Annotated in this window: 20 protein-coding genes, 1 tRNA gene, 1 pseudogene and 1 other annotated feature; of the genes and pseudogenes, 17 read left to right on the top strand and 5 right to left on the bottom strand. The window is 28.9% G+C overall.

The features are described 5' to 3' along the window. Nucleotides 1-140 precede the first annotated feature (140 nt). Nucleotides 141-713 carry a hypothetical protein gene (locus tag CLSA_RS13285; RefSeq protein WP_022746870.1) on the top strand — a complete coding sequence of 191 codons (573 nt, stop codon included), beginning with the start codon at nt 141-143 and terminating at the stop codon, nt 711-713. Nucleotides 714-1,005: 292 nt separating this feature from the next. Here CLSA_RS13285 and dapB read toward each other — a convergent pair whose 3' ends face one another. The 3 genes from dapB to CLSA_RS13270 form a co-directional block, all read right to left on the bottom strand. Further along, nucleotides 1,006-1,764, bottom strand: coding sequence for a 4-hydroxy-tetrahydrodipicolinate reductase (gene dapB, locus CLSA_RS13280; protein ID WP_022746869.1), 759 nt, complete (start codon nt 1,762-1,764; stop codon nt 1,006-1,008). 9 nt (nt 1,765-1,773) lie between these two features. After that, on the bottom strand, nt 1,774-2,652 hold the full coding sequence (dapA, locus tag CLSA_RS13275; RefSeq protein WP_022746868.1) for a 4-hydroxy-tetrahydrodipicolinate synthase: 879 nt from the start codon (nt 2,650-2,652) through the stop codon (nt 1,774-1,776). A gap of 252 nt (nt 2,653-2,904) precedes the next feature. Next, the gene (locus tag CLSA_RS13270) at nt 2,905-3,897 is read right to left on the bottom strand and encodes an aspartate-semialdehyde dehydrogenase (protein ID WP_022746867.1); all 993 of its coding nucleotides are present in this window, start codon (nt 3,895-3,897) and stop codon (nt 2,905-2,907) included. A gap of 286 nt (nt 3,898-4,183) precedes the next feature. On the opposite strand from CLSA_RS13270, the gene CLSA_RS13265 reads away from it, so the two are divergent. The 3 genes from CLSA_RS13265 to hslO all read left to right on the top strand — a co-directional run bounded on the left by CLSA_RS13265 (nt 4,184) and on the right by hslO (nt 6,216). Further along, nucleotides 4,184-4,459 (top strand): alpha/beta-type small acid-soluble spore protein, encoded by a 276-nt coding sequence (locus CLSA_RS13265; protein ID WP_022746866.1) that lies wholly within the window; start codon nt 4,184-4,186, stop codon nt 4,457-4,459. A 116-nt stretch (nt 4,460-4,575) separates the two neighbouring features. Further along, nucleotides 4,576-5,313: a class I SAM-dependent DNA methyltransferase gene (locus tag CLSA_RS13260; protein WP_022746865.1), complete on the top strand. Its 738-nt coding sequence runs from the start codon at nt 4,576-4,578 to the stop codon at nt 5,311-5,313. Nucleotides 5,314-5,337: 24 nt separating this feature from the next. After that, nucleotides 5,338-6,216 carry an Hsp33 family molecular chaperone HslO gene (gene hslO / locus CLSA_RS13255; protein WP_022746864.1) on the top strand — a complete coding sequence of 293 codons (879 nt, stop codon included), beginning with the start codon at nt 5,338-5,340 and terminating at the stop codon, nt 6,214-6,216. A gap of 56 nt (nt 6,217-6,272) precedes the next feature. Here hslO and CLSA_RS13250 read toward each other — a convergent pair. Beyond that, a tRNA-Cys gene (locus CLSA_RS13250) sits at nt 6,273-6,347 on the bottom strand. Between the two features lie 429 nt (nt 6,348-6,776). Here CLSA_RS13250 and CLSA_RS13245 point away from each other — a divergent pair. Next, nucleotides 6,777-8,045, top strand: coding sequence for an IS4 family transposase (locus CLSA_RS13245; protein ID WP_022744203.1), 1,269 nt, complete (start codon nt 6,777-6,779; stop codon nt 8,043-8,045). Between the two features lie 313 nt (nt 8,046-8,358). On the opposite strand, the gene CLSA_RS13240 is transcribed toward CLSA_RS13245, so the two are convergent. Then, entirely contained in the window at nt 8,359-9,063 is a 705-nt protein-coding gene (locus tag CLSA_RS13240) for a DUF6873 family GME fold protein (RefSeq protein WP_022746863.1), read from the bottom strand. A gap of 222 nt (nt 9,064-9,285) precedes the next feature. On the opposite strand from CLSA_RS13240, the gene ytxC reads away from it, so the two are divergent. The 12 genes and pseudogenes from ytxC to CLSA_RS13185 all read left to right on the top strand — a co-directional run bounded on the left by ytxC (nt 9,286) and on the right by CLSA_RS13185 (nt 21,156). Next, on the top strand, nt 9,286-10,197 hold the full coding sequence (gene ytxC / locus CLSA_RS13235; protein ID WP_022746862.1) for a putative sporulation protein YtxC: 912 nt from the start codon (nt 9,286-9,288) through the stop codon (nt 10,195-10,197). Between the two features lie 158 nt (nt 10,198-10,355). Further along, the gene (gene infC, locus CLSA_RS13230; RefSeq protein WP_022746861.1) at nt 10,356-10,877 is read left to right on the top strand and encodes a translation initiation factor IF-3; all 522 of its coding nucleotides are present in this window, start codon (nt 10,356-10,358) and stop codon (nt 10,875-10,877) included. A 20-nt stretch (nt 10,878-10,897) separates the two neighbouring features. Continuing rightward, nucleotides 10,898-11,095, top strand: coding sequence for a 50S ribosomal protein L35 (gene rpmI / locus CLSA_RS13225; protein WP_022746860.1), 198 nt, complete (start codon nt 10,898-10,900; stop codon nt 11,093-11,095). Nucleotides 11,096-11,122: 27 nt separating this feature from the next. Beyond that, the gene (gene rplT / locus CLSA_RS13220; protein WP_022746859.1) at nt 11,123-11,482 is read left to right on the top strand and encodes a 50S ribosomal protein L20; all 360 of its coding nucleotides are present in this window, start codon (nt 11,123-11,125) and stop codon (nt 11,480-11,482) included. Nucleotides 11,483-11,561: 79 nt separating this feature from the next. Then, the gene (locus CLSA_RS13215; protein ID WP_022746858.1) at nt 11,562-12,344 is read left to right on the top strand and encodes a TrmH family RNA methyltransferase; all 783 of its coding nucleotides are present in this window, start codon (nt 11,562-11,564) and stop codon (nt 12,342-12,344) included. A gap of 143 nt (nt 12,345-12,487) precedes the next feature. Continuing rightward, nucleotides 12,488-12,712, top strand: a binding site (T-box leader). 136 nt (nt 12,713-12,848) lie between these two features. Beyond that, nucleotides 12,849-13,868, top strand: a complete 1,020-nt coding sequence (gene pheS / locus CLSA_RS13210; protein WP_022746857.1) for a phenylalanine--tRNA ligase subunit alpha — start codon at nt 12,849-12,851, stop codon at nt 13,866-13,868. A gap of 111 nt (nt 13,869-13,979) precedes the next feature. Beyond that, complete coding sequence (gene pheT / locus CLSA_RS13205) at nt 13,980-16,358, top strand: phenylalanine--tRNA ligase subunit beta (protein ID WP_022746856.1); 2,379 nt, start codon at nt 13,980-13,982, stop codon at nt 16,356-16,358. 207 nt (nt 16,359-16,565) lie between these two features. Further along, complete coding sequence (locus CLSA_RS13200; RefSeq protein WP_041716275.1) at nt 16,566-16,850, top strand: hypothetical protein; 285 nt, start codon at nt 16,566-16,568, stop codon at nt 16,848-16,850. A gap of 155 nt (nt 16,851-17,005) precedes the next feature. Beyond that, a pseudogene (locus tag CLSA_RS22565) lies at nt 17,006-17,267 on the top strand (division/cell wall cluster transcriptional repressor MraZ); the annotation flags it as partial. Between the two features lie 11 nt (nt 17,268-17,278). Next, nucleotides 17,279-18,211 carry a 16S rRNA (cytosine(1402)-N(4))-methyltransferase RsmH gene (gene rsmH, locus CLSA_RS13195; protein ID WP_022746854.1) on the top strand — a complete coding sequence of 311 codons (933 nt, stop codon included), beginning with the start codon at nt 17,279-17,281 and terminating at the stop codon, nt 18,209-18,211. A gap of 38 nt (nt 18,212-18,249) precedes the next feature. After that, complete coding sequence (locus CLSA_RS13190; protein WP_022746853.1) at nt 18,250-18,762, top strand: FtsB/FtsL family cell division protein; 513 nt, start codon at nt 18,250-18,252, stop codon at nt 18,760-18,762. 138 nt (nt 18,763-18,900) lie between these two features. Further along, a complete protein-coding gene (locus CLSA_RS13185) occupies nt 18,901-21,156 on the top strand; it encodes a stage V sporulation protein D (protein ID WP_041716274.1) in 2,256 nt (751 codons plus the stop codon). The last annotated feature ends 132 nt before the right edge of the window (nt 21,157-21,288 follow it).

The raw sequence follows: 21,288 nt of genomic DNA, 5'->3' as shown, positions 1-21,288 counted from the left end.
TATATTGGGTCTATTATTTTTTGATTGTGATTAATATCTCAATTGTTTTTGTATTATAAAATTTTGTTTTACAGTAACAGTTATGTTAATTAAAACATAATATATATTATTAAAACAAATGATAATTAGGAGGTCTATCTATGTTTAATTGTTATGATTTTGGTCAATTAAATAATCAAGTTGATCAATGTGGAAATAGGAACACATCACCTAATCAATTTGATCAATGCGGAAATAGGAACACATCATCCAGACGAGAAAGATGCAATAGATATCCAAACCTAGAATATGCAAGACTTGTTAATCTTAGTCCAGAGCAAACCAATATTCCAAATGGAGGTTCATTAGTATTTACAGATATACTCCTTAATTGTGGAGGTATAGTGACATTTACACCTAATACAGGAAATATAAAACTTGAAGAGGGCGGTGTATATTTTGTAATATATGAAAGCGAAGTTTATTCGACAGAAGCTACAACAGCTAATCATACTTTGGGCCTAATATTAGAATTAGATAATGATCCAGTACTTGGTTCAGGGACTACAGTTGTAGTAGGAGCTATGCAGAGGGCTGAATTGGTATCTCATGCCATAATAGTAGCACAAAGAGGAAATCCTAATTTATTAAGATTAATTAATCAGTCTGGAAGAAATGTAAATGCATTTGGTGCTAATATATCTATAATAAAAATAGCAGAATTAAGAAGATAGATAAACTTTAGGCAAGTGAAAATAAATAACAAGTTCTATTGTCGTGGGAATTTTTTATCAGACAAGAAGGTGAATTGCCCTCATAGAGTGTCTATTAGGGCAATTTGTTGACACAGAATGAGGGGAAATTGACTATCAAATTGATATGTTATTTTTTTGAATGTGACTTAAAAGGGGGTATCTCAAAATATAAGATTAGTACAATATGTTGATTATTTTATATTTTAAAATATCAATATATTGTATTTAAAATTTATTTTGAAATACCCCAATACTTAGAATTAAAATATCACTATTTTTCAATTCCTATAACATTATCCATATTGTATAAACCAGGATTTGTTACAGTAGCCATGTATTCGCAGGCTTTTAAAGCACCGATTGCAAAAACCTCTCTTGATATAGCTTTGTGAGTTAATTCTATTACTTCACCAGTTCCAGCAAAGATAACATCATGGTCTCCTACAATAGAACCACCTCTAACTGCATGTATACCGATTTCATTCTCTTCTCTCTTAGATGAGCCTTCTCTTCCATATACATATTTAGTTTCATCTTTTATAGAATCCTTTATAGTATCAGCAAGTAATATTGCAGTACCACTAGGTGCGTCCACTTTTTGGTTATGATGTTTTTCTATAATTTCAATATCATAATTACCATAAAGCAATGGAGTTACTTTCCTTAAAAGAGAATTTATTAAATTTATTCCAAGAGACATATTAGCAGATCTAAATAAAGGAAGAGTTTTACTTTTAGTGTCTATTAATGCTAATTGTTCATCAGAAAATCCAGTTGAACAAATTACTAGAGGTTTATTTGTTTTCTCTGTCAATTCTAAAAGACCAGAAAGAGCATCTGCTCTAGAAAAATCTAATAAAACATCATAATCAATATCTAAATCTTGAGGAGTTGCATAAACAGGATATGAATGTTGCCCTGAGAATCTGTCAATTCCACCAACAATTTCAACACCTTTAAAATTAGTTGCGCATTCTGTTATTATTTTACCCATTTTACCTGAGCAGCCATTTAATACTATTTTAATCATTTTATCACCTTACATTAATTTATTATCGTTTAAAACAGCTTGTAATATTTCTTTATCACTTAGCTCCATTTCGCAAAGAGGAAGTCTAAGTGGACCAACTTCAAGGCCCATAAGATTCATAGCTGTTTTAACAGGAATCGGATTTGTTTCAATAAATAAAGTATTTGCTAAAGACAGAGTATTTAATTGAATGTCTAAAGCCTCTTTAAAATTATTGTCTAAACATTTTTTAGCCATTTCATGAACCTTTTTAGGAATTATATTAGCTAAGACTGATATAACACCTTTTCCTCCAAGAGACATTATAGAAACTACTTGGTCATCATTACCAGAGTATATATCTATAGTGTCCTTACATAATGCTTTCATTTGAAGGACTTGGCTAATGTTTCCGCTAGCTTCTTTTATTGCTTTAACATTACTTAATTGTGCAATTTTAACTAAAGTCTTTGGAGCGATATTCACTCCGGTTCTACTAGGAACGTTATAAAGCACTATTGGTGTATTAACTTCATCATTTATTGCTTTAAAATGTTTTACTAAACCTTCTTGAGTAGTTTTGTTATAGTATGGAGTGATTACAAGTAATCCATCCACTCCAACACTTTCAGCATATTTACTCATTTCAATAGCTGCCATAGTATTGTTTGAACCAGTACCTGCAATTACTGGAATTCTTTTGTTGATTACATCAACTGTAAACTTAATTGTATCTTTTTTTTCTTTATCTGTCATTGTTGTGGCTTCACCTGTAGTACCACAAATTACAATAGCATCAGTACCTTCTTTAATGTGCCATTCTAATAAAGTTCTAAGCTTATCAAAGTTAACTCCATTTTCAGTAAAAGGAGTAACTATAGCTACACCAGAACCTTGGAATATTGACATTTTAATTCCTCCATTTCAAAATTGGTAGAACTTTGGATGCAAAAGAAAATAACAAGTCAAAGATGCAGAGTATATTTTGTATCAGGCAGGTTGGTGTATTTGCCTCATAGCGGACTATTAGATGAATATACCAGCGTGGTATATTCATCTAATAGATTAGCATTCTAACTTGTTATTATTTTGAACATCTCTTAGGCACTTTAAAAATAATTTGCCAACATTTATAGTTGACAAATTATCGTATTTCAATGCCTATTTGTTGTCTTTGATCATTAATTCTGCAATTTGAATAGCATTAAGAGCTGCTCCTTTTCTGATGTTATCACCAACAACCCATAGATTTAAACCATTGTCAACGCTAAAATCTCTTCTGATTCTTCCAACGTAAACATCATCTTTTCCTGAAACTTCAAGTGCAGTTGGATATTTTAATTCCTTAGTATCATCATATACAGTTACACCCTCAGTGTTTCTTAATAATTCAAATATATCTTCTATTTTAAATTCTGAATTAAGTTCAACATTAATGCTTTCACTATGGCTATTTAATACTGGAACTCTTGCAGTAGTAGCAGTTACTCTTAAATTTGGTTCGTGAAGTATTTTTCTAGTTTCTTTAATCATTTTTTCTTCTTCTTTAGTATAACCATCTTCTAAAAATACATCTATATGAGGTAAGACATTACCTGCTATAGGATAAGGGAATTTTTTAGGTGCTACCCCTTTAATTCCATCTTCTAAATCTTTAATACCTTGAACACCTGCTCCAGATACTGCTTGATAAGTAGAGTAAACGATTCTTTTAATTCCATATTTATCATTCAAAGCTTTCATAATAGGCATAGCTTGAATTGTTGAACAATTTGGATTAGCAATTATTCCTTTATGAAGTTTAATGTCATCTGGATTAACTTCAGGTACTACGAGTGGTACCTCTGGATCCATTCTCCAAGCGCTGCTATTATCAATTACAACAGCCCCATATCTAGCGAAAATAGGAGCAAATACTTTACTAGCATCTCCGCCTGCTGAAAATAGTGCATAATCTATTTTTTTATCCTTTATATTTTTTTCGCAAGTTTCCTCAACTACGTAATCCTTTCCTTTAAATGGTAAAGTTTTACCTTCTGATTTTTTTGATGCGAAAAGATATAAATTTTTTACTGGAAAATCTCTTTCCTCTAAGATTTGTAAAAACTTTCTTCCTACATTTCCAGTAGCCCCAACTATTGCAATATTATACACAATAATCCCTCCTAAAATTAATTATAAAATTTTTATACATACAATTACTATAGTTAAATATTTGATAAATATCAAGTCAATAAAGAAAATAAGTAAAAAAAACTTGTCAACTTAAAAAATATATATATAAATTACAACATATTTTAGGAATAATTGTATAAATAATTAATGATTTAATAAAATATGGTTCTCATATTTTCAAGAAATTTATTATTTAAGAATAGGAAAACAACTAGTAGGAAATAATAAGATAAAGAAAAAAATTAAAGAGGGATGATGAGTTAAAATGAGTAGTACACCATTAAAAAAAATTATAAAGTCAAAAATTAAGGCAAATAAAGAACTCACAGAAGCAGAAAAAATGAGGGAAAAGTTAAAATATGAAATTGCGGAAGAGTTAGGATTAAGTGATAAGGTAAATAATGAAGGGTGGGGAGGACTTTCAGCAGAAGAGACAGGAAGAATAGGTGGTCTTATGACTAAAAGAAAAAAGATTCTAAAAATGCCTTCAAATAACGAAATATTAGGAAGAACAGATGAAAATAAAGAAAGCACTGAATAATGCATATAGGTTGGAAATTGTTTCTATAATATACATTACACCGTTGACTAAGTTAAAATTTAAGATATAATATATTAGATGATTTAGTATATTAATTTAAGGACGTGATAAAATACATGGCATACGGTGAATTTGCAAATATATATGATGAATTAATATATGAGGATATTAATTATGATAAAGTTGCAAATAAGATTATAGAATTATGCAGACGAAATAATATAGATTTTGACGATTATTTAGATTTAGCATGTGGGACAGGTAATGTTGCAATAAATGTAGCTAAATTTTTTAAAAGTACATATGCAGTGGACTTGTCTGATGATATGTTAAATATAGCTTTTGATAAGTTTAAAAAAAATAAAATTAAGGCAAGAGTAATATGCCAAGATATGTGCGAATTAACTTTGAATCGAAAATTTAATCTTATAACTTCTGTTCTTGATTCAACTAATTATATAACAGAAGATGATGATTTAATTAGATATTTTGAAAAAGTGTATGAACATTTAAAAGATGAAGGGTTATTTATATTTGATATAAATTCATGTTATAAATTGTCTAATATTTTAGGAAATAATATCTACACATATAGTTCGGAAGATATTTTTTATACTTGGGAAAATTCTTTTGAAGATAATATATTAAGCATGTTTTTGACTTTTTTTGTAAAGCAAAAAAATGATTTATATGAACGATTTGAAGAAGAACATTTTGAAAGAGCATATGATGAAACATATATAGAACAAGCTTTAAAAACGTGCAGTTTTAATCTTATAGGAAAATTTTCAGGATATTCTGATGATAAAGTAAAAGAGGATAGTGAAAGAATACTTTATATTGTCAGCAAGTAATATTTATAATTAGGAGATGAAATTATGGAAGATAAAATTATTAAAGCTACAGCTAAAGATGGAATGGTTAGGATAATTGCGGGAATAACAACTAACTTAGTAAATGAGGGAACTAAAATACATGATTGTACACCAGTTGCAAGTGATGCTTTTGGAAGAATGCTAACAGCAGGAACTTTAATTGGAACAACTTTAAAGAGCAACAAAGAAGTAACTACTTTAAAAATAAATGGAAATGGAGAAATTAATGGTATAACTGTAACAGCTCATAGTGATGGGACAGTTAAAGGAGTTATAGGCAATCAATATATTGATAGACCTCTTAATGAAAAAGGAAAATTAGATGTAGGTGGCGCTGTTGGAACGAATGGAATGTTATACGTAATAAAAGATTTAGGATTAAAAGACCCTTACGTAGGTCAAGTTAAGATACAAACAGGAGAAATTGCGGAAGACTTTGCATATTATTTTACAGTATCAGAACAAACTCCATCAGCAGTATCGCTTGGAGTATTAGTAGATAGAGACTTATCAATAAAAGCAGCAGGTGGATTTATAGTACAGATGTTACCAGGAGCTGATGAGTTACTTGCAGATGTAATAACTTATAGATTGCAAGAAATACCACCAATAACTACTATGATAAACGAAGGAAAAACAATAGAGCAAATATTAGAGTATATATTCGAAGGAATGGACTTGAAAGTTTTGGATTCTATTAAGCCTGAATATAAATGTGATTGCTCAAGAGAAAGAGTGGAAAAAGCATTAATTTCAATTGGAAAAGATGATCTTCAAGAAATATATAATGATGGAAAAACAGAAGAAATAGTATGTAATTTCTGTAATAAAAAATATGAATTCACTAATGAAGACATTGGTCAAATACTAAAAAATAAATAATAAAATATAAATAAAAGTCAGCAGGCAAGGGAAATCCCAAGTCTGCTGACTTTTTTTGGAGGCACCACCCAGATTTGAACTGGGGAATAAAGGTTTTGCAGACCTCTGCCTTACCACTTGGCTATAGTGCCCTGAATATTTGATCTGTTGTTTATATAGTTTAGTATATGATTTCTTTTGAAAAAAAGTACTTAATTTTATTTAGACATATAAATAAACAAACTACGAATTATATTTAACTTTAAAATATATTTAATGCTAAAAAATGAAAATTATTTTACGTAGTATTATGTTGATAATTTCGTTGTAATCATTTCTTTGGTAGGAGTTGTTCCATTCTTGCTTATCACAAGTTTGTCTTGGGAGCATGCACCAATGGAACGACTTCTGTTGTTAAGTGAGAGTATAAATCTTATATTTACCTTCTTGAACTTACTCAGCGAACGTACAATGTCGTCAACTTAAAGAAATATATAAAATTAATAAAAAAAACACTTGACAATAATTAGAAAAAATGAAGCCTCGTTATAGATATTAAATTTATAGCGAGGTTTGATTTTATGAAAAATATTAAATTATTATCCCAAATTTTAAAGAAAACAAATAAATTAATTATTTCCAATGAGTTTAAAGAAGCGTATAGCTTAGGTAATTCATTTTCAAGAAAAAGAAAATTATCTTTTTCTAATGCAGTACATTTTATTTGCTCCGCATTACGAAAATCTATGGCTACAGAAATAAGTAATTTCATTGAAGAGCATACATATTTAGATTTTCCTTGTATATCAAAACAAGCATTTTCTAAAGCAAGACAAAATATTTCCCCTGAAGCATTTAAAGAATTATGCAGATTATTTGTTGATTCTTTTTATAGCTCAACAAACAATTTAAAAAAGTGGAATGGATTTAATGTTCTTGCTGTCGATGGAACCTCTTTGCAAGTTCCTGATACAATTGAATGTGGTGAATATTTTGGATTAAGTAAAAATCAAAATAAAGTACAAACTGCTATTGCGTCGGCGTCAGCCTTATATGATGTATTAAATGATATAATAATTGATGCGTCTGTAACTAAATTTAGAACTAGCGAAAGAGAAATGGCCAAACAACATATAAATACACTTAATAATGAAAAATTACTCAATAATAGCATTGTAATTTTTGATAGGGGCTATCCTTCTTATGATATGTTTGATTATTTAAACGATAGAAATTTATTTTTCTTAATGAGAATATCATCTTCATTTAAGATAATACAATCTATTTCTTCTGAAGATTGTATTTTTGAATATAAATCAAAAGGAGAATTGAAAAAAGTAAGAGTTATAAAAATAAAACTTTCTGCTGACACCACAGAAATATTAGTAACTAATATATTTGATGAAATTATTACTCCTAATCAATTTAAAGAATTGTATTTTCTTAGATGGGGAGTTGAATGCAAATATAAAGAACTTAAAAGTAGTATTGAAATAGAAGAATTTTCTGGAACTAAGCCAATTGCAATTGAACAAGATTTTTATGCATCTATTTATATATCTATGGTTGCAGCACTTATAAAGAAAGATGCCGACGCTGCAATAGCAAATAAAAATAAAGATAAAAATTTAAAATCAGAATATCAAGCAAATAGAAATTTTATATTATGTGACGTTTTGAAGAAGATAATAGTTATGATGGTAAAGCCTATTTCAGGAAAAAGAATATTAGAACATATATTAGAAAAAGCTAAAAAAATACGCTCACAAATACGTCCAAACCGTAATTGTGAGCGAAAAAACAAGCACCCAAGGAAAAAGCATCATTCTCAAAGGAAATCTTGCATATAAGTTTGTAAAAACTAAATATTTCCAAAATTCTACTTTTGCCAGTAGGTTTATTAATTATACCATTTTTTAAGAAATATAGCATACGCTATTCGAAATTTGTAGTAATTTTTTCATTACTATTTTACTAAGTTGACGACATTGAGCGAACGTATGTGAGCCGAGTTTTGTTTGCTATAGCAAAATTATCTAGCAACCAAGTAAAATAGTTTCCTTTCTTTCGGTAAGTTACCACATAACTCTAAATATACTCAAAGATTAATTTTATGGAAAAGTAACATAAAAATATAGAAATCATATGATATAGTGGGTGTGATTAAAGGATAAGTAAGCTACCTCTATCGATTAACTTGCCATTTCTTAGATAAACTGGAGCAACATCGTATTTAAATAGAAAATCTTTTATTTCATTTCCCCATTTATAATAATCTAGATTACCAAAGAAAGCCATTTCGTTATTAGAAATCATGCCGCCAACACCACCTATAAAACCATAGTTTAAACTTGGCAGCAATATATCTCCAGGTGGAAGCAAAAGAATATCAAAATTATAATTTTTTAAAATATTAAAAATTCCTTTATCACTTGTTATTAAAGCATTTTCTCTTATTGGTAGTATAGAACATTTTGTATATCCTTGAGGAACATTAATATGTACTTTTAAACTTTGAGATTTAAGGAGATTTTCATCAGTATACTTCAAGTTGTGAATAAAATGGTTATCTAATATTAATGAATTTAAAATAATGTCATAAGGATATGTATTGGACAATGATGATTTTGAAACAATATAATTTATGGAGTTTGCTTCAAGAATCTTTTTAAAACAATTTGGAATATCTTTTTGAATAATAATTTTATTTTTAGAATTATTTTTAAGAATATTTAGTTGAATATCAGGATGACCATCAATTGCTTCATAAACTTTAGGGCATTTTGGAACCAATATTGGATTCAATTTTAATTGTAAAAGAGCATCTAATTCTTCTGAGCTAATTCTATAATCAACAAAACAATGCATAATAATTTCTCCTTTAAAATATGAATTATAAAATTTTGATTTAGATCATAACTGGTATTTATTTTGAACCTAAAATTCTGGGATGTCAATTACACAGTTTTTAATTGAAAGTTTAGAAAAGTAAATTATTTTATTTTAAAATGGTTTTATTAAAATAAAATATAAAATCCGTATATCAATAAAATTTTCATACATACTAATATTAAGAAGGGAGTGAAATCCATGCTTATTTTAAAATTAGCTTATAATGATGATTTGACTTTTGCTCATGACTTACAAGAGCTAAGAGAATTACTAAAGAAAAAAAACATATTGATAGGATTAGTTGAAAGTATAGAAGGAAAAACTCATATAATTAAGATTATGTGTGAAGAAAATTGTTGTGATGAAAAAATAAAAGAGATTATTAACTTATATGTTAGTAATATTTTATATAGAATAGTTATTGATAATTATAGACAAAAAGAAATGCTTGAATTTTTAACTGATAATTATTTTTTCTTAAAACAAAGCGAAATATTAGAAGTAGAAGATGAAATAGTAAAAGTGTTAAAATGCGAAGAAATGGTTAAAAGTGAAGATTCAATATATTGTTTAAATAGAATAAATTCTATTATAGAAAAAATTAGAGAATGTATAAGTGAAAAACAAGAGCTTAATATTAATGGTTTTATAACTTTTAGAATGAGAAAACTTAGAGAAGATATAGAGAAAATTATAGATAAAGTAGTAGAAGGATATATGGTTGAAAAAGAATATAAAGAATTTGTAAGGCTTTTAAAATATTTTGTTGACATACAAGAGTGTAAAATAGAAAGAATTAATATAATAATAGAAGAAGGAAATAATTATATTGTAAAAGATGAAGAAGGAAAAGATTTGTACAAAGATTTTTTGAGAGATCTTACAGGTGAACAAAATAATTTAGAAATAAATATTGAGGATATATTGATAAGTGGACTTATAACAAGTGCACCTAAAAATATAGTGATTTATGATAAAGAAAATTGCAATAATAAAGAGTTTTTGGATACTATAGAAAATGTCTTTGGAAATAGGGTGACATATGTTTCTAAATATATTAAATGTGAATTAAATAAAAATGTGACTAAAAATGTTGACATATATCCATAATGATGATATACTAACTTTTGTTAAGAAGAAACAGCCGTTTCTCACCCTGCAGTGTTGAATACTACTAGTATGGGTTATGTGGATATCTATGCATTAAGTATTGATAATATGAGACGGCTTTAAGGCCGTCTTTTTATTATGTATAGAGTTTTTCGGAGGTGAAAAATATTAGTAAAGATTATTCTATTAATGAAGAAATAAGAGAAAAAGAACTTAGAGTAGTTGGAAAAGATGGAGAGCAACTAGGTGTTATTTCATCAAATGAAGCAAGAAGACTTGCAGAAGAAAGCGACTTAGATTTAGTTATGATTTCTCCTAATGCAAAACCACCAGTTTGTAAGATTATGGACTTTGGTAAGTATGTATATGAGCAATCTAAAAAAGAAAAAGAAGCTAAGAAAAAGCAAAAAATAGTAAGTATTAAAGAAGTAAGAGTTAGTCTAACTATTGAGGAACATGATATTGACATAAAAGCAAAAAATGCAAGAAAGTTCCTATTAGATGGAGATAAAGTTAAAATCACTGTTAGATTTAGAGGTAGAGAAATGGAATTAGGTCATATTGGCCAAAGAATTCTTGATAATTTTGCAGCTAAATTAGAAGATGTTTGCCTTATAGAAAAAAGAGCTAAAAGAGAAGGTAGAAACATGACAATGGTTTTAGGGCCTAAAAAGGCATAACTTGAGAGGAGGATTTTATCATGCCAAAAATGAAGAGTCATAGAGGTGCAGCAAAGAGATTTAGAAAGACAGGTACAGGAAAGCTTAAAAGATCTAAAGCGTTTAAGAGCCATATCTTAACTAAGAAGAGCTCAAAGACTAAGAGAAATCTTAGAAAAGCTGGATACGTATCAAAGACACAAGAAAAAGTAATGAAGAAATTATTACCATACCTATAATATAGAGTGGTACAGGAGGTTTAAGTAATGGCAAGAGTAAAGAGAGCAAAGAATTCTCGTAAAAATCATAAAAAAGTTTTAAAACTTGCAAAAGGATACTACGGTGGAAAAAGTAAGTTATTTAAAACAGCTAACGAATCAGTAATAAGAGCATTAAGAAATGCTTATGTTGGAAGAAAGAATAAGAAGAGAGATTACAGAAGTGTTTGGATCGCAAGAATTAACGCTGCTACAAGAATCAACAATCTTTCATATTCAAAATTCATGAATGGAATCAAATTAGCTGGAATCGACATCAACAGAAAGATGTTATCTGAAATAGCTATAAATGATCCTAAAGCATTTGCTGAATTAGTAGAAGTTGCTAAAAAATCAATAAACGCTTAATACATAAAATGCGGACTTGTCCGCATTTTATTTTTATAAAAAATTATAAATTAGTTAAGCAGGTTTGAGGTGTTGAACTTTGATTTATATTGAAAGTAAAGAAAATAACTTATTTAAGGAAACAAAAAAACTTAAAGAAAGAAAAAATAGAAATAAAAGCAATAAATATATAATTGAGGGCTTTAGATTAGTTAAAGAAGCGTTTAAAGCGAAGATTGAGATAGATTGTCTAATCATTACAAAAGATGCAGGTGAAAAACTTGAAGAATATTTATCGGATTATATAAACGAAGATATAAAGATATACGAAATGAGTGATGTTTTATTTAAAGAACTTATTTCAACAGAAAAACCTCAAGGAATAGTTGCTGTTATAAGCATGGATTTAAAACCGCTCAGAGAAGAAGGATGTTTTTATTTGCTTTGTGATAAACTTCAAGATCCGGGAAATTTAGGTACTGTAATAAGAACTGCACATGCAGCAGGAGTTCAGGGGATAATTTTAACTAAGGGAACTGTAGATATATATAATGAAAAGACAATTAGATCTACTATGGGGTCATTGTTTTATATTCCAATTCATTATGATGATGAAAATTTATCTTTGGTTAAAAATTTAAAGGAACAGGGTTTTAACTTAGTTGTGACTTCTCTTGATACTAATAAAGATTTTTTTGAAGAAGATTTAAGAGGAAAAGTTATTTTAACTGTTGGAAATGAAGGAAATGGTGTAAGTGATGAAGTTTTAGAACTTGCAGATACAAAAGTTAAAATACCAATGCCAGGTAATGCAGAATCATTAAATGTAGCGATAGCTACATCTGTTATAATATATGAAAAGGTTAGACAAGATAGATTGTAAGATACATTCAAAAAATAATAATTGCATTTTAGAATTGTTATTTCGTTTTATGTGGCTAATAATACTAAAATATGCTAAATATAAAAATAAACTATTGAATTTATTTTTATTTATTTGTATAATTAGGTTTGTTAAGTGAATAATTAAAAACTGTGAATGAGAGAGTACATATCATGTGGTTTCCAGGGAGAAAAGGTCATGGACTGTAAGCCTTTTTAAGCAAATTGATATCGAAGTTCACTCAGGAGTTCTAGCTGTGAAAATTTATAGTAGTAGCTAGCGGCATAAAGTCGTTAATATTAATTGAGTTGGGTAGCTTTTGATAAAGCTCCAATTAGGGTGGTAACGCGGATTTTTTCGTCCCTTTCATAGGGGCGTTTTTTTTATGCAAAAAACTGATTTATGAACAGAGTTACATATTGTTAAATTCTTTTAGGATTTAAATTGTTCATTTAAAAAGATAATTCAAATTCAGAAATGAGTTTGTTGAAAGGAGATCAAATTATGAAAGAGAAACTTAAAGAACTACAAGAACTTGCATTAAAGCAAATTGAAACTGCTATAAAAAGTAGTGAATTAGAAGATATCAGAGTTAAGTTCTTAGGAAAAAAAGGAGAACTTACTACAATATTAAGAGGTATGGGAGGACTATCTCCAGAAGAAAGACCTTTGGTCGGTAAGTTGGTAAATGAGACTAAAGCTATAGTTGAAGAAAAGTTAGATAGTGCTATAAAGAAAATTAAAGATAAAGAAAAGGCTGAAAAGCTTGCTGGTGAAACTATAGATATTTCGCTTCCAGGAAGAAAAAAAGTTATAGGTAAAAGACATCCTTTGGATTTAACATTACAAACTATGGAAGATATCTTTGTTTCAATGGGATTTACAATTGAAGAAGGTCCAGAAATAGAGCTTGATCATTATAATTTTGAAGCGTTAAACATTCCTAAGGATCATCCAGCAAGAAGTGAGCAAGATACACTATATATTAATGATAATATTTTATTAAGAACTCAAACTTCACCAATTCAAGTTAGAACTATGGAAAAGCAAGAACCACCAATAAAAATGATTTCGCCAGGAAAAGTTTATAGATCAGATTCTGTAGATGCGACACATTCACCTATATTTTATCAAATGGAAGGCTTAGTTATTGATAAAGGAGTTACTTTTGCGGATCTAAAAGGAACTTTGGAGTTATTCGCTAAGAAGATGTTTGGTGATAAGGTTCAAACTAAGTTTAGACCACATCATTTCCCATTTACAGAACCATCTGCTGAAATGGATGCAACTTGCTTTGTCTGCGGAGGAGAAGGATGTAGAGTATGTAAAGGTAGCGGATGGATAGAACTTTTAGGTTGTGGAATGGTTCATCCAAATGTCCTTAGAAATTGTGGAATTGATCCAGAAGTATATAGTGGATTTGCTTTTGGATTTGGTGTTGATAGAATGGTAATGTTAAAGTACGGTATAGATGATATAAGATTATTATATGAAAGTGATATGAGATTCTTGAATCAATTTTAATTTGTATTATTAAGGAAAATATTATTAAAAATTAGTGTCTAATAAAATGAGTTTACATGTATATGTTAGCTCAAGGTTAGCAACTAACGAGCAATTTAAGGAGGAGAAAATATGAAAGTACCATATAGTTGGTTACAAGATTATGTTGAAATAAATGTAAGTCCTAAGGAATTAGGAGATAAATTAACTTTAACTGGATCTCAGCTTGAAGAATTAATAATTCAAGGAGATACAATAGATAAGGTAGTTACAGGAAAAATTACAAAGATAGAAAAACATCCAGATGCAGATAAATTAAGTATATGTCAAGTTGATATTGGAAGTGAAACAATACAAATAGTTACTGCAGCAACAAATATGAAGGAACAAGATGTAGTGCCAGTTGCACTTCATGGATCAACATTAGCTGATGGAACTAAAATAAAAAAAGGAAAACTTAGAGGGATAGTATCAAATGGTATGTTCTGCTCAGAAGAAGAACTTGGAATTGCTGGAGATGAACCAGTACATGGGTTGATGATATTGCCTACTGATACTAAACTTGGAGTAGAAATTAAAGAACTTTTAAAATTAAACAAAGCTATTTTAGATTTTGAAATAACATCTAACAGACCAGATTGTTTAAGTATGATTGGTATGGCAAGAGAAACAGCAGCAGCATTTAGAACAACTTATAAAATGCCAAATTTAGAATATAAAACAGCTTGTTCTAAAAAGATAAATGATGAATTAAAAGTTGAAATAAAAGATGAACTTTGTAATAGGTATATGGCAAGAGGAGTTAAGAATGTTAAAGTTCAACCATCACCAGGTTGGATGCAAGAAAGACTTCTTGAAGCAGGAATAAGACCTATTAATAATATAGTTGATATTACAAACTTTGTTATGCTTGAAATTGGCCAGCCAATGCATGCATATGATAAGAGGGAAATTGCTACTAATATAATAGTAGTCGAAAGAGCTAAAAATAATGAAAAATTCACTACATTAGATGACGCGGAAAGAGAATTAGATGATTCTATGCTTTGTATTAAAGATAGTGACAAAATCATTGGATTAGCAGGAATAATGGGTGGATTAAATTCAGAAATAAAAGAAGACACAGCAGAAGTTATTTTTGAATGTGCAAATTTTGATGGAACTAATATCAGAGTGAATTCTAAAAAATTAAACTTAAGAAGTGAAGCTTCAAGCAGATTTGAAAAAGATATAGATCCAAACTTAACACAAACAGCAATTGACAGAGCTTGCAGTTTAATATGTGAATTAGGTGCTGGAGAAGTTATGGAAGGCACAATAGATATTTATAATAAGAAAAAGGAAGCTGCAACTGTTGTTGTTGATTCAAAGTGGATTAATAAATTTTTAGGAACACATATTTCTAAAGAAGAAATGAAAAGATGCTTAGATAGTGTTGATTTATTTACAGAAATAGATGGAGATAATTTAGTTGTAACAGCTTCAACTTTTAGAGTTGATATTGCAATAAGAGAAGATATAGCTGAAGAAGTAGCAAGAATATATGGTTATGATGTTATACCAACAACAATATTTAGTGTTTCAACTGGAAGAGAACCTAAATATAGAAAGAGACTTTTAGATGAAAGAGTTGTATTGCTTGCAACAGGTAGTGGTTTAAATCAATCTATCAGTTACTCGTTTGTGTCTCCAAAGGTATTTGATAAAATTAATTTACCAGAAGACAGTGAACTTAGAAATGTGGTTAAAATTAAAAATCCATTAGGTGAAGATTATAGTGTGATGAGAACATCAACATTACCTTCAATGATGGAATGCTTAGGAAGAAATTATTCTAGAAATAATACTTATGTTAGATTATTTGAAATGGGTAAAGTATATATCCCAAATGAAGATAGTACAAAACTTCCAACAGAAAAGAATATATTAACTATAGGTATGTATGGTGAATGTGATTACTTAGATATTAAAGGTGTAGTTGAAAATGTAGTAGAAGGTCTTGGAATATTTAATGCTAAATATGAAAGAGAAAGCGAAAATGTAAGTTACCATCCAGGTAAAACAGCTAAGATAACTATAGGTAAAACTGTAGCAGGTACTTTAGGAGAAGCTCATTTAGATGTATGCGAAAATTATGGAATTGATGTACCATGTTTTGTAGCTCAATTAGATTTAGATGTATTATATGAAAATGCAAATACAGATAAGAAATATAAGCCATTACCTAAATTCCCAGCAGTAACAAGAGATATTGCTTTATTAGTGGAAGACTTGGTTCTAGTTCAGGAAATTGAAGAAACAATTAAAAAAGCTGGTGGAAATTTAGTTGAGAAGATTGAGCTGTTTGATATATATAAAGGAAAGCAAATACCAGATGGTAAAAAGAGTATAGCTTATGCTATTTGTTATAGAGATGAAAATAAGACACTAACAGATAAAGAAGTTAATAAAGTACATGATAAAATACTAAGATCTCTAGAATATAAGCTAGGAGCCACATTAAGAGATTAGAATGTGAAATAATATAAAAATTAAATATTAATTGATTTATTATTTTTGAATATAAATTAATAGTAGAATTTGAAAGATGAGCAATTACTTTTTATAAGTAATATGCTCATCTTTTGGTTTAGAAATAGTTTTTAAATTTAAAGAATTTTTTTATTATATAAAAATATTATAGAATAAAGAAATAAATAAATTTAGGGGTGACTTGCTTTGGATTTGGTTATAGTAATATTGATTACAATGATAGTTATTTGGAAAAGTATATATACACTTTATTTAGTAAGAAAGTTTTTTAAAGAAAAAAATAGAAAACATATGTGGATAAATATAGGACTATTAAGTAACTATATTATATATTTTTATTTTTTATTTGAAGCTTCAGCAGGATCTATACAGTCTCCTCTTGAAGGTCCTTTATGGTTAATAATAATTTTTGTTGCATTAACTTTTATCAATGTTTTTTATGATTTTAAGACTAGTAGGTTTAGAGAATAGGTTAAAAATTAAATTAATTTATAAAAAAAGAATATTTTTCTTAAAAAATTAACTTTTTAAGGAGGAAAAATTAGTTTGTTATAGAATAGATATTTAGATAGAGTGGTAAAAATAGAATTTGAATATATGAAGTTCATAAAAGTAAGAGCTATCAAAAAACTTTGCCTTTGACAAACAAGAATGCTAGATCTTTTGTAACGTTCTTTTTTCTGGAGCTTGTAAATTGAATTAGACAAGCAATATAGAGAATTAATTCCACAAAATTTAAAGGAATACGCAGGAATAGAAAAGGACATAGTAAGTATTGGAGTATTATCTAGAGTAGAAATATGGAGCAAGGAAAAGTGGAGTAAATACAATGAATCAGATATTGATTTTGAGTCTATCACAGAAAAAATGAATGAGTTAGGAATATAAGGAGTTTTATTATGGAATTTAAGCATGTTTCGGTTTTATTAAATGAGTGCATAGAAGCACTAAATATAAAAGAAGATGGTATTTATGTTGATTGTACCTTGGGCGGAGCTGGTCATTCATCTCATATATTAAAGCATTTGTCAAAAGAAGGAATGCTCATTGGGATAGATCAAGATAAAGATGCACTAAAAGCTGCAAAGGAAAGATTAAAAGAGTTTGATAATGTAAAATATGTTCATAGTAATTTTTATAATATAGATAATATTTTAAATCAATTGGAAATTGAAAAAGTTGATGGAATCTTAATGGATCTTGGAGTTTCATCTTATCAACTAGATGAAGCTGAGAGAGGCTTTAGTTATATGCAAGATGCACCTTTAGATATGAGAATGAACAGAGATAATGATTTTTCAGCTTACAATATTGTAAATAATTACACTGAAGAAGATATATATAGGATAATAAAAGATTATGGTGAAGAGAGGTTTGCTAAAAGAATTGCTAATTTTATAGTTAATAGAAGGGCTGAAAAGCCTATAGAAACAACTTTTGAATTAGTTGATATAATTAAAGCAGCAATTCCAGCAAAGGCTAGAAGAGAAGGCCCGCATCCAGCAAAGAGAACTTTTCAAGCTATTAGAATAGAAGTAAATTCAGAACTTAAAATATTAAATAAGACTATAGAAGATGGTGTAAATAGACTAAATAAGGGTGGCAGAATGGCGATTATAACATTCCATTCTTTAGAGGATAGAATTGTAAAGCTTAAGTTTAGAGAACTAGATAATCCATGTATTTGTCCTAAGGAATTCCCAATATGTGCATGTGGGAAAAAGCCAATAGTTAAGCTTATATCAAGAAAAGGGATAGCACCAAGCAAGGAAGAAATAGAAGAAAATCCAAGAAGTAGAAGTGCCAAAGTTAGGGTAATTGAGAAATTATAATTTTTATTATGTTATAAATGAGCAGGGATGTGAATAAAATGGTAGGAAGAGAATATGATTATATTAAAGGTAATACAGCAATAAAACCAAAAAGAAAAAGTGGAATACGCAGGCCAGATGAAAAACAGAAACAAATACAAAGAAAAAAGATAAATAGGAAAAAGAGTATTCTTTCTAAACACAGAAGACAAAATGATAGAAAATATATGTTTACTGTAGTTGTAGCAATATTTACTCTTGGGTGCATAACGATTGCTGGGGATAGTAACGTATATAAAATGCAAAGTCAAACTAGTACAATAGAAAGTCAAATTAAACAAGCACAGGAAGAAAATGAAGCATTAAAAGTAACATTATTAAAATTTTCATCATTAAATAATATTGAGGATAAAGCTAAAGCAAAATTATCTATGCATATTCCTAGTAAAGAACAAACTGTAACAATTGACTTTTCAAAAGATTATTTTGAAAGTTTAGAACATGAAGAAACTACTAGTAATACAGGAGATAAAAGTTTGTTAACAAAATTAAAAAATTTAATAAAATTTTAAATGTACCAATAAGTGGTGAACTAACTTAATAATTTTAGGAAGTTCTTCTAAGGCTCATGTGGAGAACATGTTTTTGCAAAAAACTCCATCTGAGCCTAAGATATTTCGTGGAAAAGAAAGTAGATGGGGGAGGAAAAATTGAAAAAGAAAAATAATAAAGATAGAGCGAAAATGCGTAGAAGAATGAGTGCTATAGTATTCGCATTAACTTTTGTTTTTGCAATATTGACCATTAGGCTATCTTACATAATGATAGTAAAAAGGGCAGATTATGCTGCAAGAGCAGAAGAACAATGGACAAGTGAAGTAAAGATAGATGCTATAAGGGGAAGAATTCTAGATACGAACGGAAAAGAACTTGCTGTATCTGCAAATGTATATAGAGTAGATTTTGATTTGAATTCAATAAGAGCTTACTTCGATTTAACAAAATTATCAAAGGATGAAATTGAACATTTAAAAGGAATAGGGATTTCAATTTCAGCAGATCAAACAAAATTAAGTACTAGTGATATTGCTCCTTTAATTGCAAAAGCTTTAAATTTAGATGTAGCAGAAGTTCAAAAAAAGTTAGATACAAAACTTCCTAGTGGGGCAGCAGCAGGATCGGCAACTCTTGTTAGAAGAATAGAAAAAGAACAAGCAGATAAAGTAAAAGAGTTAAAAATACATGGAGTTATAGTTTCACCAGATACAAAAAGGTACTATCCTAATAATAATTTCTTAGCCCATGTTCTTGGAAGTACCAACATTGATGGTAAGGGTTTGACTGGCGTAGAATTACAGTATAATTCTTATTTAGCGGGTGTTCCTGGAATGAAGATTGCAGAACTTGATAAAAACAATAGAGATTTACCTTATACAATATCTCAATTTACATCTCCTGTAAATGGAAAAGATGTTACTCTTACTATTGATGAAAATATCCAAAATTTTGCTGAGAAAATAGCACAGCAGGCTTATGAAGATAATAAGGCTAAAGCAGTTTCGATATTAGTAATGGATCCAAAAACTGGAGAAGTTTTAGCTATGGTTAATAAACCGGATTTTGATCCTAATAATCCATATGATGGTGCTGATAAATTTGATGGAGCAAATCAAAGTGATAAATTACAAAAAATGTGGAGAAATAGATTGGTAAATGATACTTTTGAACCAGGGTCAATATTTAAAGTAATTACAGCGATTACTGGATTAGAAGAAAATGTTGTTAATAAGGATACACAGTTTGTGGACAATGGATCGATATCAGTTGGCGGAATTACCCCTAAGTGTTGGAAACCAGGTGGACATGGAGTGCAGAATTTCCCTGAAATTATTCAAAATTCATGTAATGTAGGATTTGTTGAATTAGGTCAAATGATTGGTAAAGAGAAACTTTGTACATCTATTGATAAATTTGGTTTTGGTAAATTAAGTGGAATTGACTTGCCTGGTGAAGCAAAGGGGATAGTTAAACCAGTTAATAAAGTTTCGGATGCAGATCTTGCAACAATAGCATTTGGACAAACCAATACAGTAAATTCAGTTCAATATATGGCTGCCTTTAATGCTGTTGCTAATGGAGGAACTTTAATTGAACCTCATGTTATGAAAGAAGTTACTCATACTGATGAAAATGATGTTAAAATAGTAGATGATACTTTTAAGCCTAAGACTTCCACAGTAGCGAGTGCAGAGAAAACTGCAGAACTTAGAAGTTATCTTGAAAGAGTTATTACAGGCGGATCAGGAACTGGAACATTTATAGAAGGTTATCATATTGGTGGTAAAACTGGTACAGCTCAAAAAGTTATTAATGGAAGATATGAAGATGGTAAGTATATTTCTTCTTTTGTTGGAATGGCGCCAGTTAGTGATCCTAAGGTAACTGTTATGGTAACTGTTGATGAACCTAGTAATGGTGCATATTATGCAGCTCAAGTAGCAGTACCATATGGAAAACCATTATTTACAGATATTTTTAATTATTTAAATAGTAAATTCTCAGATGAAAACTCAAATCAAATTACTAGAGATGTGGTAATTCCAGAAATTAGAGGAATGAAATTAGAAGATGCTAAGAAGGCATTGAAGGATGCAAAATTAGATTTTAATATAGATGGAGCAGGAGATACAGTTGTTTCTGTAAAACCATATCCAGGTTATTCAGTAAAAGAAGGTGCAAAAATAAATCTTTACACAACAGGGGATGCGACTTATAATAATAATGTTGTAATGCCAGATGTTAGAGGATATTCCAAGGATGATGCGACAAAGTTATTAACAAGTTTAGGTATAACACCTACATTTGATGGAACTGGAATGGTAATAGACCAGGATGTTGCAGAAGGTGAAGTGGTAACAAAAGGAACATCAGTCAAGTTGAGTTTGAAACAAGACTATAAAGACTAGAATATGAGGCACATTCAATATTTTTATGTGCCTAAAGTTAGATGTTCTAAAAAAGTTTTTAAAGCAATATCTAATTGAGTTATTTAGTCTAAGCAATGTAATTTCTAATTGTTTGATTAAAAATTTACAGTA

The sequence above is a fragment of the Clostridium saccharobutylicum DSM 13864 genome (assembly GCF_000473995.1).
Lineage (GTDB): Bacteria > Bacillota > Clostridia > Clostridiales > Clostridiaceae > Clostridium > Clostridium saccharobutylicum.
The sequence above is the reverse complement of the archived record's forward strand: the minus strand, read 5'-3'. Positions and strand labels throughout refer to the sequence as shown.